13 protein-coding genes and 1 pseudogene are annotated in these 14923 nt (G+C 68.6%); 6 read left to right on the top strand and 8 right to left on the bottom strand.

Features of this window, described 5'->3' with window-relative positions; all coding sequences use genetic code 11:
- The first annotated feature begins 331 nt into the window (after positions 1-331).
- The 3 genes from CAL25_RS11740 to CAL25_RS11730 all read left to right on the top strand — a co-directional run bounded on the left by CAL25_RS11740 (position 332) and on the right by CAL25_RS11730 (position 2496).
- Positions 332-874: a sigma-70 family RNA polymerase sigma factor gene (locus CAL25_RS11740; RefSeq protein ID WP_094800124.1), complete on the top strand. Its 543-nt coding sequence runs from the start codon at positions 332-334 to the stop codon at positions 872-874.
- Positions 867-1658 carry an anti-sigma factor family protein gene (locus CAL25_RS11735; RefSeq protein ID WP_249279029.1) on the top strand — a complete coding sequence of 264 codons (792 nt, stop codon included), beginning with the start codon at positions 867-869 and terminating at the stop codon, positions 1656-1658. Before CAL25_RS11740 ends, CAL25_RS11735 begins: the two co-directional genes overlap by 8 nt.
- A 109-nt stretch (positions 1659-1767) precedes the next feature.
- Positions 1768-2496, top strand: a complete 729-nt coding sequence (locus CAL25_RS11730; protein ID WP_094800123.1) for a TerC family protein — start codon at positions 1768-1770, stop codon at positions 2494-2496.
- Positions 2497-2683: 187 nt separating this feature from the next.
- Here CAL25_RS11730 and CAL25_RS11725 read toward each other — a convergent pair whose 3' ends face one another.
- The 4 genes from CAL25_RS11725 to CAL25_RS24040 form a co-directional block, all read right to left on the bottom strand.
- The gene (locus CAL25_RS11725; protein ID WP_170948469.1) at positions 2684-2998 is read right to left on the bottom strand and encodes an Hpt domain-containing protein; all 315 of its coding nucleotides are present in this window, start codon (positions 2996-2998) and stop codon (positions 2684-2686) included.
- A 53-nt stretch (positions 2999-3051) separates the two neighbouring features.
- Positions 3052-3675, bottom strand: a complete 624-nt coding sequence (locus tag CAL25_RS11720; protein ID WP_094800121.1) for a response regulator transcription factor — start codon at positions 3673-3675, stop codon at positions 3052-3054.
- Positions 3676-3839: 164 nt separating this feature from the next.
- On the bottom strand, positions 3840-5039 hold the full coding sequence (locus CAL25_RS11715) for an EAL domain-containing response regulator (protein WP_094800120.1): 1200 nt from the start codon (positions 5037-5039) through the stop codon (positions 3840-3842).
- Positions 5036-5335 (bottom strand): hypothetical protein, encoded by a 300-nt coding sequence (locus CAL25_RS24040; protein WP_141217922.1) that lies wholly within the window; start codon positions 5333-5335, stop codon positions 5036-5038. The genes CAL25_RS11715 and CAL25_RS24040 overlap by 4 nt, the downstream gene beginning before the upstream one ends.
- A 505-nt stretch (positions 5336-5840) precedes the next feature.
- On the opposite strand from CAL25_RS24040, the pseudogene CAL25_RS24385 reads away from it, so the two are divergent.
- Positions 5841-6353 (top strand): annotated as a pseudogene (locus tag CAL25_RS24385) (cysteine dioxygenase); the annotation flags it as partial.
- Positions 6354-6431: 78 nt separating this feature from the next.
- Positions 6432-8087, top strand: a complete 1656-nt coding sequence (locus CAL25_RS11710; protein WP_249279045.1) for a rhodanese-like domain-containing protein — start codon at positions 6432-6434, stop codon at positions 8085-8087.
- A gap of 65 nt (positions 8088-8152) precedes the next feature.
- Here CAL25_RS11710 and lon read toward each other — a convergent pair whose 3' ends face one another.
- Positions 8153-10555, bottom strand: a complete 2403-nt coding sequence (gene lon, locus CAL25_RS11705) for an endopeptidase La (RefSeq protein ID WP_094800118.1) — start codon at positions 10553-10555, stop codon at positions 8153-8155.
- Positions 10552-10956: an Hsp20/alpha crystallin family protein gene (locus CAL25_RS11700; RefSeq protein ID WP_094800117.1), complete on the bottom strand. Its 405-nt coding sequence runs from the start codon at positions 10954-10956 to the stop codon at positions 10552-10554. Before CAL25_RS11700 ends, lon begins: the two co-directional genes overlap by 4 nt.
- Before the next feature lie 697 nt (positions 10957-11653).
- On the opposite strand from CAL25_RS11700, the gene CAL25_RS11695 reads away from it, so the two are divergent.
- Positions 11654-13237, top strand: a complete 1584-nt coding sequence (locus CAL25_RS11695) for a TerC family protein (protein ID WP_094800116.1) — start codon at positions 11654-11656, stop codon at positions 13235-13237.
- 81 nt (positions 13238-13318) lie between these two features.
- Here CAL25_RS11695 and CAL25_RS11690 read toward each other — a convergent pair whose 3' ends face one another.
- The gene (locus CAL25_RS11690) at positions 13319-13894 is read right to left on the bottom strand and encodes an amino acid synthesis family protein (protein WP_369597736.1); all 576 of its coding nucleotides are present in this window, start codon (positions 13892-13894) and stop codon (positions 13319-13321) included.
- Between the two features lie 24 nt (positions 13895-13918).
- Positions 13919-14884, bottom strand: coding sequence for a Bug family tripartite tricarboxylate transporter substrate binding protein (locus CAL25_RS11685; RefSeq protein WP_094800114.1), 966 nt, complete (start codon positions 14882-14884; stop codon positions 13919-13921).
- Between the last annotated feature and the right edge of the window lie 39 nt (positions 14885-14923).

Below are 14923 nucleotides of genomic sequence, written 5' to 3'. Positions count from 1 at the left end.
TGCCGGCCTGGGGATCGGGCGCGGACGACGCGCTCGAGACGGGAGGGACGGGCGGGGCGACAGGCGCTTGCAGCATGGCGGCAGGGGCGGGGATTGGGGGAGACCCTACCTTGGTCCGAGCGGGCCGGCCTGTCAAGCCGACGGTGGCGGGCCGCCAAGCTTTCAACCGAGGGGCCTGACGCGGGTCGATTCATGCCGAAATGCACCAAGGTGGTGCATTTTAGGGCCTTCGTCGGACGACTTCCCGCTCTGAAGTCAGCTAGAATTCAGAAAATTGTAAGAAAGGCGATTGAAAGCGGATTAAAGCCGTTTGCCAGGCGTCTACGACTATATGACCGCGCCCCAGACCGAATTCTCCGTGTCCGCCCAACTGCCCGCCCTGCGGGCGTATGCGCGCACGCTGACCCGCAATCCGCACGATGCCGATGACCTCGTGCAGGAGGCGCTGGCCCGCGCTTACGAGCGGCGGCACACCTGGCGCGCCGAGGGCAACGGCAATCCGCGCGCGTGGCTCATGTCGATTCTGCACAACGTGTTCGTGAGCGAATGGCGGCGGGCCCGCAACGCGGCCGCGCACGTCGAGTCCTGGAGCGGCGAGGAAAGCGAGAGCGCCGCCGTGGCCGCGCCGCAGGAGCATCACGTTCGCCTGCAGCAGATCCGCCGCGCCTTCGATCAGTTGCCGCTGGATCAGCGCGAGGCGCTGCACCTGGTCACGCTCGAAGGCCTGTCGTATCAGGAAGCGGCGCGCGTGCTGGATGTGCCGGTCGGCACCTTGATGTCCCGGCTGGGCCGGGCGCGTGCCGCCTTGCGCGAGTTCGAGGCCACGGGCCAGACCGCCCGCCGCCTGCGCGTCGTGGGAGGGACCGATGTCTGAAACCTTGCCGATCACCGATCTGGATCTCGACGCCTACGTCGACGACCAGCTCGATCCGGTACGCCGGATCGAGGTCGAGGAATTTCTGTCGCACAACCCGGAAGAGGCCATGCGCGTGATGGCCGACCTGCGCGTGCGTGACGCGCTGCGCTGCGCCTTGCCGCCGCCCGCCGACACGCCGATGCGCTGCGAGCGCACCGCCCTCGACCTGCAACAGGGGCTGGACCGCCTGGCCTGGGTCGAGCGGCTGCGTTATATCGCGGTGGCCGCGATCCTGCTCGCGATCGGCTGGGCCGGCCACATGGCCTATGGGGCGTGGCATCCGGACATGCGGTTCGCGGTGGCGCAGAACGTGCCCACTTTCGTCGAAGACGCACTGATTGCGCATCGCACGGCGCAGATGCGCGCCACCATGCATTCGCAGCCGCGCATCACCTATCTGGATGCCGACGAGATTCTGCGCACCACGGGCATTCGCCTGCCGGCGCTGCCGCACGACTGGCAAGTGCGCGACGTGCAGGTGTTTCCGTCGCGCAGCGGCCCCGGCGTGGAAGTCGCGCTCGAGGCCGGCGGCCTGGGCGTGCTGTCGATTTTTGCCGGCAAGGCGGCCGAGGTCCGCGAGGACCAGCCGCCCGTCGTGTCGCGGGTGACGGAGGCCGGTGTGGCCGGCGTCGCCTATTGGCAGCAGGGCGAATGGGCCTATGCCGTCACCACCGATCAACCCCAGACCGATCTTGCGCAGGTCGCCGGGCAGCTTTCGCTTGCCTTGGTGCGTCCGATGTAGGCAACCCCGCCCGCTGCCCCGACGGGGTTGAAACGCGCGTTTCGCGGGGCGGTTTCCCGCCGGGCGTGTCGGGTTTTTGTTTTTGTTCTCTGTTCACAGGAGTTTTCACGTGCTTGAGTTTTTGCAAACGCTCAGTTGGGCGGCTGTTTTCCAGATCATCCTGATCGATATCCTGCTGGGCGGCGACAACGCGGTGGTGATCGCGCTGGCCTGCCGCAACCTCGAACCCAAGCAACGCATGAAGGGGATCCTGTGGGGCACCGCCGGCGCCATCGGCCTGCGCGTGCTGCTGATCGGCTTCGCCCTCACGCTGCTGACCATTCCGTTCCTCAAGGTCGTGGGCGCGCTGCTGCTGCTGTGGGTCGGTGTGAAGCTGCTGATTCCCGAGGGTGATGCGCATAGCAACATCAAGGGCGGCACCTCGGTGCTGGCCGCGGTCAAGACCATCATCGTGGCCGACTTCGTGATGAGCCTGGACAACGTGATCGCCATTGCCGGCGCCGCGCAGGGCGCCGACGAAGCCCACCAGCTCGGCCTGGTGATCTTCGGTCTGGTCGTGAGCGTGCCCATCATCATCTGGGGCAGCACCATCGTGCTGAAGCTGATCGATCGCTTCCCGATGGTCGTGACGATCGGCGCCGGTCTGCTGGGCTGGATTGCCGGCGGCATGCTGGTCACCGACGTGGTCATCACCAACCGCTTCGGCGAAATCCCGACCATGGCCAAGCTGGCCGCCGAAGTGGCCGGTGTCATCATCGTGATCGGCCTGGGCAAGTGGTTTGCCTCGCGCAAGCTGGCGCGTCAGGCGCAGGCCGTGCCGGCCCGCGAAGGCGTCTGATGATCTGAGACACGCCCCGGCACGGTGCCGGGGCGCACGGATCGACGATGAAGAGAGGCGGTGCGCACAGCACCGCCTCTCTTTTTTTGTGGGTCGGCGCAGCGCGAGCGGCGGGGTTAGAGCGGCGCGAGCTGAGCGATGAGGCGCTGGCGGCGTGCGGACGGCGGCAATGCCCGCGCGGCGCGGCCTAGCGTAAGGACGCGAGCCACGCCAGCAGGGCGCGCTCGAGCTCGAGGATGCGACGCGCGAGGCGCCAGGCGGCGCGGCCGCTGCGGGCGTCGAGCCCGTGGGCTTCGAGGTGGGATTCCAGCAGCAGGGCCTGGGCCGCGACCCGGCCCGCGCCGACGATGGAGCAGCCTCCCCGGATCCGGTGCGCGCGCGCGGCCACCGCCGGGGCGGACCCCGCGGCGTGCGAGGCGAGCAGTGCACGGATGTCGGACCGGTTGGTCTGCATCAGGCGCGTGAGCAGGGTGCGCGTGAACGCCTTGTCGCCGTCGCTCAAGGACAGTATCTGGCGGCGGTCGAAGACGAGGGGGGCCGGTGCGGCGCGCATGCTCAGCTCACCCCGGTGCGTTGCGCGAATTCCATCAGCTCGAAGGCCGTGCTGGCGTTGAGCTTGGCCAGCAGCCGCGCCTTGTAGGTGCTGACGGTCTTGTTGCTCAGGCACAGGGCTTCGGCGATGGTTTTGTTGGAGGCACCCTGGGCGATCTGCTTGAGCACGGCCAGCTCGCGGTTGGACAACTGGGCGAGCAGACTGGCGTCGTCGGGGACCGGGTCGAGGGTGGCGGCGGACAGTGCCTCGGACGGGAAAAAGCAGTACCCGCAAAGAATGGCCTGGACCGCGGCGATCAGATCGCGGGTGTCGGCTTCTTTGGAGACGAAGCCGTGCGCGCCCGCCTGCAGGCAGCGGCGCGCGTAAGTGGCGGCGGGCAGCGAGCTCAGCACCAGGATGCGGGGCGTGGCGCCGTGGGCCCGCAGCCGGGCGATCACTTCGAGGCCGTCGAGCCCCGGCAGGCCGAGATCGACGAGAACCAGATCGGGCTTGAGCTCGTGGGCGAGTTGCAGACCGTGGCGGCCCTCGGCGGCTTCGCCGGCGACGAGATAGCCTTCGCGGGCAAGGAGGGCGCCCAGCGCGTAGCGCGTGACGGGGTGGTCATCGATGATGAGGATGTTGTGCATGCCGGGGGGAGGGGCGGATCGGATACGCCGGCGCGCGAAGCGCGGGCAACACGTAACGATAGCGCCGAGCGGTGGCCCGCCACGAGCAATGTCAGAGAGATGTTTGACTTTTCACCCCCCAGGTAGCGCGGGCCGCCGGCGTCGGCCGGCGGCCCGTATGCCGATCAGGTCCAGGCGGCCATGGGATTGAACAGCCAGGACTCATAGTCGGCGCTGGACATCGGCCGGGCATACCAATAGCCCTGACCCAGCGCGCAACGCATGTCGAGCAGGGCGTGGCGCTGCTCCGCGGTTTCGATGCCCTCGGCGACCACATCGATGCCCAGGCTTTCGGCCAGCGACAGCGTCGCCGCGATCACGCTCTCGCTGCGCGAGTCGCCGGGCAGCCGGCGCACGAACGAGGCGTCGATCTTGAGCTGATTGAAGGGCAGGTTGCAGAGCCGCTCCATCGAGGAGAAGCCCGTACCGAAATCGTCGATCGCCACGGTGCAACCCAGCAGGCGCAGCCGCACGAGGGTCTCGAGCGTCGTGGCCTGCGCGGCCAGCAGGCCCGTCTCGGTCACTTCGATCGTGAGCGCGGTGGCCGGCAGGGCATGGCGCAACAGCGAGTCTTCGAGCGTGGGCAGCAGCGTGGTCGAGGCCAGCTGACTGGTCTCGACGTTGATGGCCAGGCTGGCGGGGCGGCCCTTCATCACCGCGCGCGCCGCCAGGGCCATGGCGGACTCGCTCAGCGCCCAGGTCAGGCGGTCGAGCTCGTCGCACTCCTTGACCTGATTGAGAAAGACGCCCGGGCCCAGAATGCCGTGTTCGGGGTGGTTCCAGCGCGCCAACACCTCGGCGCCCGCGGGCTGGAGCGTGCGGATGTCGAATTTGGGCTGGAAGTAGGGGATGAACTCGCCCCGACCGAGGCCGCCCTGAATGTCGGCGGCGGTGGGGACGAACACCGGCGCGGCGGGGGCCTGGCCGGGCGGCTGGTCCGCGTCGGACTCGTAGCGACGCAGCAGCGTTTCGAGGCGGGTGAGCTTGAGCGGCTTGCCGAGGTCGCCCAGCACGCGGATGCCGAACAGGCTGGCCATGTGCAGCACGGCGGCCGTGAGGTCGCTGCTGACGTCGCTGCTCAGAATCACCGATTTGACCAGGCCGCGCTTGCTGGACTCGCGCAGAAAGGCGGTGCCGTCCATGCCGGGCAGCTTGATGTCACAGATGACGATGTCGACGGGGCCGTGTTCGGCGAGGCGGGCGAGCGCCTGTTCGCCTTCCGTGGCCTGGAGAATGCGCGAGTGTCCGAGCGTCTCGAGGGCGCGCACCATGACCAGCCGCTGCACGGGATGGTCTTCGAGAACGAGGATGGCGGGCCGGTTCATGTGTTGTCGCCGAGTGCGATACGGTGACCGCGATAGGCCGGCCAGCGGCAGGATCGCGCCTGAGCCAGGGCGGAAACCGGGCTGGAATGGCGTGGCGCCTGGCTGGGCGCGGCTTTTGCCAGATTTATATCCGGTCGGGCGCGAATCTCCAAGCGCGCGAACCAGTCGAATATCAGCGACTGGATGCGTTCACGCAGGCGTGCAAGAAAGGTACAGAGAAACTTTGCCAATCCCAGCGACCCGGGGGCCGCGGCGATGGCATGCACCGCAGTCAAATTAAGCGCAACTATTTTCATGTCGGGATCTGCGCGCGAGGCTGGCGTGTGGAGTCAGGACAGCGCGTGGCGTGTCAGGGCGCGCGCGGGCGCGGGCAGGACTGAAAGACGGCTGAATGCCGCAGGCCGCGAGGCCGGTTTCCCGGCCGCACGGGGCAACGCATACCTTCTCACAACGCTTTCCTCGCAAACTACACAGGGCTGGGCGCCAGAGGGCCTGGCGTCCCGGGTCAACGGATGGGGCAGGCCCGGCCGGCCCGCTCGGCCCGGTCGCAAAGCGGCGGGCGGCAGGCACGGTATATCGATATGACGATAATCGGGCGACCCTGGGCAGGAATGGCTGCCATGGTTTGGCATACTGTCAGGATCGCGCCGCCGGACAGCGCTGGCCTGAATATAAGGGCCAGGCTTTGGGATTAATGCTCGAATAAGAGCCATTTTTCCGGGGTCATTCCAGTTTTTTTACGGGACAGACCTGGTTCGGACGGTTTTTTCTCACCGAATTCCACTCTCTCTAGCTCCAGATATGTCAGCGAACCCCACCGAAGGCGCCGCCGCGCCGGCCCCGCGCCTGGACCGTCTGCGCGATTTCGTCTCCGACCTCTCGGATCTGCTCGCCGGGGGCGCGGACCGCGACGCCGCCCTGACGCAGGGCGCCGCGCTGCTGCGCGACCTGGTGCGCCACGACGACTGGCTGCCCGACGCCTACGCCCAACCGCAGCCCGATCGCTACGCGCAATATCTGCTCTATGCCGATCCGGGCGGGCGCTTTTCGGTGGTGAGCTTCGTCTGGGGCCCGGGGCAGGCCACGCCGGTCCACGATCACACGGTCTGGGGCCTGATCGGCATGCTGCGCGGCGCCGAGCGCTCGCAACGCTATGCGCGCGACGCGCAAGGCAACTGGATCGCGGACGGCGCGCCCGTGGTGCTCGTGCCCGGTCAGGTCGAGGCCGTCTGGCCGCCCGGGCACGACGTGCACCGCGTGAGCAATGTGCACAACGACCAGGTCTCGATCAGCATCCATGTGTACGGCGCCGATATCGGCAGCATCCGGCGCTCGGTCTATACCGAGTCCGGCGAGATCAAGCCGTTCATCTCGGGCTACAGCGATGCCCCGCTGCCCAATCTCTGGGGCGCGGCGCAGCCGGGGGCGTTCCCGCAGCGCGCCACCCAGGCGGTGCGGGCCGATCTGATCGCGGGCCGCGAGGTCGCGCTGCTCGACGTGCGCGAAGAGGCGCCGTTCGCGGTGTCGCATCCGCTGTTCGCGGCCAACCTGCCGTACTCGCAGATCGAGCTGCAGGCCTGGCGCCGCATTCCGCGTCTGGACACGCCCGTGGTGGTCTACGACAACGGCGAGGGCCTGGCCCGCCGCGCCGCCCGGCGTCTGCGCGAGCTGGGCTACACCGAAGTCAGTCTGCTGGCGGGCGGCCTGGCCGGCTGGGCGGCGGACGGCGGCGAGCTGTTCTGCGACGTCAACGTGCCGAGCAAGTCGTTCGGCGAACTGGTCGAGGCGCACCGGCACACGCCTTCGTTGCCCGCGCCGGAGGTCCACGCGCTGCTCGAGCGCGGCGCCGACGTGGTGGTGGTCGACGCGCGCCGCTACGACGAATATCACACGATGAACATTCCGGGCAGCACCAGCGTGCCGGGCGCCGAGCTCGTGCTGCGCGTGCGCGAGCTCGCGCCGGATCCGGCCACCACGGTGATCGTGAATTGCGCGGGCCGCACCCGCAGCATCATCGGCACCCAGTCGCTGGTGAATGCCGGTTTGCCCAATCCGGTGTTCGCGCTGCGCAACGGCACGATCGGCTGGACGCTGGCCGGGCTCACGCTCGAGCACGGCCAATCGCGCCGTCATCCCGCCGAGGTCGATGCGGGCCACCGCAACACGGCGCGCCTGCGCGCGCGCGAGGTGGCCGACCGCGCCGGCGTGAAGCGCGTGACCTGGGCGGAGCTCGACACCCTGCGCGACCCGGCCCGCGGCCTTTATTTACTCGACGTGCGCCAGCCCGAGCTGTACGAGGCCGGCCATCTGCCCGGCTTCGCGAACGCGCCGGGCGGTCAGCTCGTGCAGGAAACCGATCACGTGGTGCCCGTCCGCGGCGCCCGCATCGTGCTGACGGACGGCATCGACGAAGACGCGGGCGTGCGCGCCGACATGACGGCATCGTGGCTCGCGCAGATGGGTTGGGATGTCTATGTGCTCGACGCGGCCGACGCGCAGCGCGCGGGCGTGACGCTCGCGGTGGGCGCGCCGGTGCAGACGCTGCCGCCCGAGCCCGAGGGCGCCACGCGGGCGCGCATCGCGCCGAATCAATTGCGCGACTGGCTGGCGCAGCCGGGCACCGTCCTGCTCGATCTCGCGCCCAGCCTGACGTATCGCAAGGGGCATATCGCCCAGGCCGAGTTCGCGCTACGTTCGGGCTTCGACGCGCTCGCGCCGGGGCTGGCGCAAGCCACGCGCGTCGTGCTGACCTCCGGCGACGGCCGGTTGGCGGCCTATGCCTGGGCCGATCTCACGGCCGCGCTGGCGCGCCATGCCATCGATGTGCCGGTGGCGATCCTCGAGGGCGGCACCGATGCGTGGACCGCCCAGGGGGGCGCGCTGGTCAGCGAACCGCAGGTCTGGCGCTCGCCGGCCGACGATCGCTATCGCCGGCCGTACGAAGGCACCGACAACCCGGTCGAAGCCATGCAAGGCTATCTCGATTGGGAATACGGGCTGGTCGACCAGCTCGCGCGCGACGCCACGCACGGGTTCCGGGTGGTGTAAAGAAAAGGCGGCCCCGGCCACGAGGGCAGGGGCCGCCATGCTGGCGGGCCACGGCGCCGCGCGCTTCAGTGCGGCTTGGGCGCCTGGGCCTCGGCGGGCTCGGGCTGACGCGCCGCCGCCGCCGCGCCGTCCGGTGCCGTGCCCGGCGCCGGCGCGCACTCGCCATCGATGGCGCAGCGCAAGGCGTCCTCGACCCGATCCAGCAACACGAAGCGCAGCTTGGCGCGGGCTTCGGCGGGCACGTCGTCCAGATCCTTGGCGTTGCGCCGCGGCAGCATCACGGTCGTGATGCCGGCCCGCAGTGCGGCCAGGGTCTTTTCCTTGACGCCGCCGATCGGCAGGACGAGGCCGCGCAGACTGACCTCGCCCGTCATGGCCACGTTGGCGCTCACGGGCCGATCCGACAGCAGCGAAGCGAGCGCGACGAACATCGCCACCCCGGCGCTCGGACCGTCCTTGGGCGTGGCGCCCGCCGGCACGTGGATGTGGACGTCGATCTTGTCCATCGCGTCGCCGCTCCAGGTCTTGGCCAGCGTGAGCGCGGCCTGGGCGGATTCCTTCATCACGTCGCCCAACTGGCCCGTCAGAATCAATCGGCCATTGCCGGGCGTCTTGCTCGCTTCGATGAAGAGGATGTCGCCACCCACCGGCGTCCAGGCCAGTCCCGTCGCCACGCCGGGCACGGCGGTGCGCAGCGCGACTTCATTTTCGAAGCGCTGCGGGCCCAGAATGGCGGGCAGGTCCGGCGCGTCGATGGTGACCTCGGTGGCCTTGCCTTCGGCGATCTCCACGGCAGCGTGGCGCAACACGGCGCCCAGCTCGCGTTCGAGATTGCGCACGCCGGCCTCGCGGGTGTAATCGCCCACGATGCCGGCCAGGGCCGCCTCGGTCACCGTGGCCTGCTCGGGCTTCAGGCCGTTGGCCTCGCGCTGCCGCGCCACCAGATAGCGGCGTGCGATCTGGATCTTCTCTTCTTCGGTATAGCCCGGCAGCTGGATGATCTCCATGCGGTCGCGCAGCGGCCCCGGAATGGTGTCGAGCGCATTGGCCGTGCAGATGAACATCACCTGCGAGAGGTCGTAGTCCACGCCGAGGTAGTTGTCGCGGAACTTGTGGTTCTGCTCCGGATCGAGCACCTCCAGCAACGCGCTGCCCGGGTCGCCATGAAAGCCGCCCGCGCCGAGCTTGTCGATTTCGTCGAGCATCAGCACGACGTTGCGCGTGCCGGCGCGCCGCATCGCCTGGATGATGTTGCCGGGCAGGGCGCCGAGATAGGTGCGACGATGGCCGCGGATCTCGGCTTCGTCGTGCACGCCGCCCAGCGCCACGCGCTGGAACTCGCGTCCGGTTGCGCGCGCAATCGATTGGCCGAGCGAGGTCTTGCCCACGCCCGGCGGGCCCGCGAAGCACAGGATCGGGCTGCGGCCCGAGGGATTGAGCTTGCGCACCGCCAGATACTCCACGATGCGCCGCTTGATCTTGTCGAGGCCGAAGTGGTCTTCATCGAGCACGGCACGCGCCTGCGCCAGATCGATGGGCTCCTGCGGCGCGGGCTTCCAGGGCACCTCGGTCAGCCACTCGAGATAAGTGCGCAGCATCGCGTACTCGCCGCTCGTGTCGCCCATGCGCTGCAGGCGCGCGAGCTCCTTGCGCGTGTGCTTGAGCACGTCTTCGGGCATGCCGGCCTTGTCGATGGCTTCCTGGAGCTGTTCGAGCTCCGCGCTGTTGTCGCCCGCGTCGCCCAGCTCCTTCTGGATCTGGCGCAGCTGTTCGCGCAGCACCGTCTCGCGCTGACGTTCGTCGAACTGCGCGCGCGTGCGCTCGCCGATCTCTTTGGACAGCCGCAGCACCTCGAGGCGGGCGCCGAGCTGCGTGATCACCTTGTCGAGGCGGCGCGCGAGATCGAAGGTCTCGAGGATGTCTTGCTTGATGTCCGACTTGATGTCGATCAGATTGGTAACCATGTCGGCCAGCAGGGCGGGCGACTCGATGCCCTGCACCACGGCCGCGAGCTCGTCGGGCACATTGGGCAGCAGGGCGATCGCATCGGCCGCCTGGCGCTTGAGCTGCAGGAAGCGCGCCTCGATCTCGCTGTCGCTGTCGGCGGCCGCCTCGATGAGCGCCACGCGCGCCACCATGAAGGGCCAGCCTTCGAGGAACTCGAGCACGCGAAAGCGCGCCTGCCCTTGCACGAGCAGATGATGCGCGCCGTCCTGGCCCGTGATGTAGCGGGCGATCGGCCCCTCGGTGCCGACCCAATAGAGGTCGTCGGGCGTCACCACGTCTTTCTGAGGATCGCGTTGCAGCAGGAAGCCGACCGGGCGCTCGGCCTTCACGGCTTCCTGGGCCGCGGCCACGGAGATGCCGCGGCTCACGGTAACGGGCGACAGCACGCCGGGAAACAACACGGCGTCGCGCAACGGAATGATGATGCGGGCATCGTCGGGCAGGGTACGCAGGTCCGTCATGGGGCCTCCCTCAGTTTGTTCAGGGTAAGGATCAGGCAGCCGTCCCGCAGTTGCGGGGTGACTGGCTCGAGCGCATGCAGCGAGAGCCGGATACGGCGCGCGAAGCGGCCATACGGAATCTCCAGACGATGGATGCGGGAGCGGTAGGCGGCCGGGAAGGGCCGCAGGCCGGAAATGGTGATGCCGTCCGGGTCGAACCGAACGACGATGTTGTCGGTCGACACGCCCGGCACGGCCAGGATGACCGTGATGTCGGTGTCGGTTTCGATGATGTCCACTGCGGGTTCCCAGCAGTGCGCATCATCGGTGCAGCGAAGCAGCTGACGCTGCATTCGCTCCGCATGCTGAAGCAGCGCCAGCGCGTCGCCCCAGACCCAGGTAGAAAAATCGCGCGATCTCATGAACTCGCCCTCTTGACCATGGGAGGTAGATGGTGGTGTGGACACCGATTTCAAGCGCGAGGCGCCCGCATCCGCCATGCCTGATGTTCGCACCGCCGGCCGCCATGCGTAAGGGGCGGGGCGGATGCCGGCGGGCCGCGCGTGCGCGCTGCCATGGACCTGCAGGATTTTTCAGGTAATATTCAGAGTCCTGTAAGAAAGAGAGTACTGCGGGAATCCGTCCAGTCCCATGCCGGCACGGCGCCTATGCGCGGTGCGGCCCGGGCAGGCCCCGGTCAGATGCGTCGCCCTCATGGCGTGCGTCTTGCCAGCACAAGCCGCCATCCTGATGATGGCGGTTTCGCCCTCCGCGGCGTGGCCTGATCCAGACGGTAAACCGCCTTTATGAAAGACGAGCCTCCTAGTAGGGTCGGCGCCGTGAAAGCCACGCCGCCGGCCAACCCGATCATGCCGTGCGCAGCGTTCGCTGCGCCATCCGCCCACGTCTCGCGCCGCGCCCGCGGCCGCGCCTTCGCACGTCGGCTTCCGACCCTCGGCCCCGCCTCGCGTGCGGCCACGTCGCCCCGCTTCACGCCTATACGCCACGCCGCGCCCCGCGCGCGTGGCGCTTCGCTTTGCTTCCCCTGTCTACGCGCCGAGCGCACGCCCATCGTGGCGTGCGCCGCGCATTCCTGCTTCTTGTTCCTGAGGACCTCAGATGATATTTGACTGGATGGCCGACCCCACTGCGTGGTTGGGCCTGGCGACACTAATCGTGCTGGAGATCGTGCTCGGCATCGATAACCTGGTGTTTATCGCGATCCTGGCGGACAAACTGCCGCCGCATCAGCGCAACCAGGCCCGCCTGGTCGGTCTGTCGCTCGCGCTCATCATGCGCCTGGGCCTGCTGGCCAGTATCGCGTGGGTGGTGACGCTGACCGCGCCGCTCTTCACGGTGTTCGGCGCGGAGATCTCCGGCCGTGACCTGATCCTGATCATGGGCGGTATGTTCCTGCTGTTCAAGGGCACCATGGAGCTGCACGAGCGCGTCGAAGGGCGCGCGCATGGCGGCGGTGGCAAGCGCGCGCAGCACGCCGTGTTCTGGCAGGTGATCCTGCAGATCGTGGTGCTGGACGCCGTGTTCTCGCTCGACTCGGTGATCACCGCCGTGGGTATGGTGCAGGAACTGAGCATCATGATGACGGCCGTGATCGTGGCCATGATCGTGATGATGCTGGCCAGCCGTCCGTTGATGTCCTTCGTGGGCCGTCACCCGACCGTGGTCATCCTGTGTCTGGGCCTGCTGCTGATGATCGGTTTCAGCCTGGTGGCCGAAGGCCTGGGCTTCGACATCCCCAAGGGTTATCTGTACGCGGCCATCGGTTTCTCGATCCTGATCGAGCTGTTCAACCAGCTGGCCCGCCGCAACACCACGCGTGATGTGCACGGCCTGGGCCGCCGCGAACGTACGGCGCGCGCCGTGCTGCGCCTCCTGCGTGCCGATCGCCACGACGGCGATGCGCATGGCGCGCCCGAACCCGCGCATGCCGGCGATCCGGACTCGGAAGAGCCCGCCTTCGCGCCGGAAGAGAGCTCCATGATCGAGCGCGTGCTGTCCATGGGTAGCCGCGACATGCGCGCCATCATGGTGCCGCGTGGCGAGATGGTCTGGCTCGACGTCAAGGACAGCGCCGACGTGGTGCTGGAGAAGTTCGCGCGCGGTCACTCGCGTCTGCCCCTGTGCAACGGCGACCCTTCCAACGTGATCGGCGTGCTGCACTTCAAGGATGTGATGGAGCCGCTGCGCGCGCCGGGCCCGGTCGATCTGATCGAGCTGGCGCACGAGCCGCACTACGTTGCGGAAACGATGCCGGTGCTCAAGCTGGTCGAAGCCATGCGCGAGTCGCGCGAACACCTGCTGATCGTGGTCGACGAGCACGGCGTGTGCGAAGGCCTGGTGACGCCGATGGATCTGCTGACCGCCGTGGCCGGCGATCTGCCCGACCACGCCGACGATGCTACGCCGGGCGCTGCCCGCATGGCCGATGGCGCCTGGGTGTTCGACGGCCGCCTGGAGACCACCGAGGTCGCCCGCATGCTCGATGCCTACGAGCTGGCCAGCGACTATCCCGACGACGCGACGCTGGCAGGCTGCCTGCTGCGCGCCTCGGGCACCTTGCCCGCGGTCGGCACGGTGGTGTCGTGGCGCGACTGGCGCTTCGAGGTCATGCGCGTCGAAGGCCGCCGCATCGCCCAGGTCCGTGCGGTGCACATGGTGCCGCAGGAGGCCGACGAGGCCTGATCGGTCCGCGCATCGCGCGCACCATGAAAACGGCCGCGGGGAGCGATCCCCGCGGCCGTTTTTTTTCTGGCGATGCCGGTCTCAGCGCTGGCCGTCGTGCACCTTGACCGCTTCCTTGGTGAGCCCGCCCAGGCGCGAATGGACGCGGCCGCCCGTGCCCATCACCAGCGCGAACAGGATCTCGCGCGGACGCGGCGCGTCCTGGATGCCGATCTCGATGCTGTTGAAATGGCTGCGCACGTACGAGGCATGGATGTAGTGCACCGGCACCATGACGCGATAGCCCGCGCTGGCCACCGCCTTCACGGCGGGCACCATGGCCTTGGGTTCGCCCAGCACGGTACGCATGGCCCAGCCGCCGGCCTCGTGCCAGACGGCGCCATGCTCCATCTCGCCATCGATCCCGACGATCGCGGCCTTGCTGTAGACCTCGACGTTGTCCTTGCCGCCGAGCGTATCGACCAGCTCGGTGGCGAGCTCGGTGCCGAGCGTGCGCAGCTCCGCCATGAAGGGCATCAGGTCCGGCTCGTAACGGCCTGCGTAGGGGTTACGAATCACGGCGCACGCGGCTGCGAGGATCAGCGGCTGGTCCGGCGCGGGGCCGTTCTCGTGATACGTGGTCTCTTTCAGCAGCGCGCGTTTGCGGATTTCGATCAGTGACATACGAATCTCCCTGTTGGTTTATTGCGGCGGGATGCCGGTTTCCTTGACGATGGCGGCCCACTTGTCGATCTCGCTCGAGACATACGCGCCGAACTGGGCGGGGCCCTGTCGCAGCGGCGACAGACCCTGGCGCGCGTAGGTTTCCTGGAGCTCGGGGCGGGCGAGCGCCTGCGTGAGCGAGCGCGACAGCCGCTGCGTGAGGTCGGCCGGCAGATTGGCCGGCCCCATCAGCCCGAACCACACGGTGAGGTCGAAGCCGGGCGCGCCGGTCTCGTTCAGGGTGGGAACGTCGGGCGTCAGCGCGAAACGTTGCGGCGTGCTCACGCCATACACCTTCACCTTGCCGGCGCGCGCCTGCTGCAGGCCGTTGGCGAGATCGGTGAAGGTCATGTCCACGGTACCGCCGATCACGTCGGTGAGGGCCTGCGGGCCGCCGCGGTAGGGCACCGGCGTGACGTTGATGCCGCCCATGGTGGCCAGCTTCGCGCCGAACACCTGCGCGCTGCCCGAGCCATAGGCATAGGTGAGCTTGCCGGGATTCTTCTTGCCGTAGGCGAACAGGTCGGCGACCGTCGTGCCGGGCATGTCGTGCGAGCCCACCAGCAGATAGGGCGTCTCGGCGATCGCGCCGATGGCGGTGAGGTCGCGCGCCGGGTGGTAGGGCAGATCCTTGAAGAGGCTCACGCCGCTGGCGGCGGTGGACACCCCCACGATCACGAGCGTGTAGCCGTCCGGCTTGGCCCGCGCCACGTCGTGCGTGCCGATGATGCCGTTGGCGCCGGGCTTGTTTTCCACCACGATGGGCTGGCCCAGGTCGTCGGCCATGTCCTTGGCCAGCGTGCGCGCCACCACATCGGTGATGCTGCCGGGCGGGAAGGGCACGACCAGGCGGATCGGGCGGTCGGGATAGGCGGCGAGCGCGCTGCCGGCGGCAAACGCGCAGACGGCGCCGGCCAGCGCGAGGCGGCGAAGAAGGGGCTGCATGGATTGTCTCCTGTTGTCGGTGTCGGCGGCGCCGTCGTG

The sequence above is a fragment of the Bordetella genomosp. 5 genome (assembly GCF_002261315.1).
GTDB lineage: Bacteria > Pseudomonadota > Gammaproteobacteria > Burkholderiales > Burkholderiaceae_B > Bordetella.
Note: the sequence above shows the minus strand (reverse complement) of the source record. Positions and strands in the feature narration are given on the sequence as shown.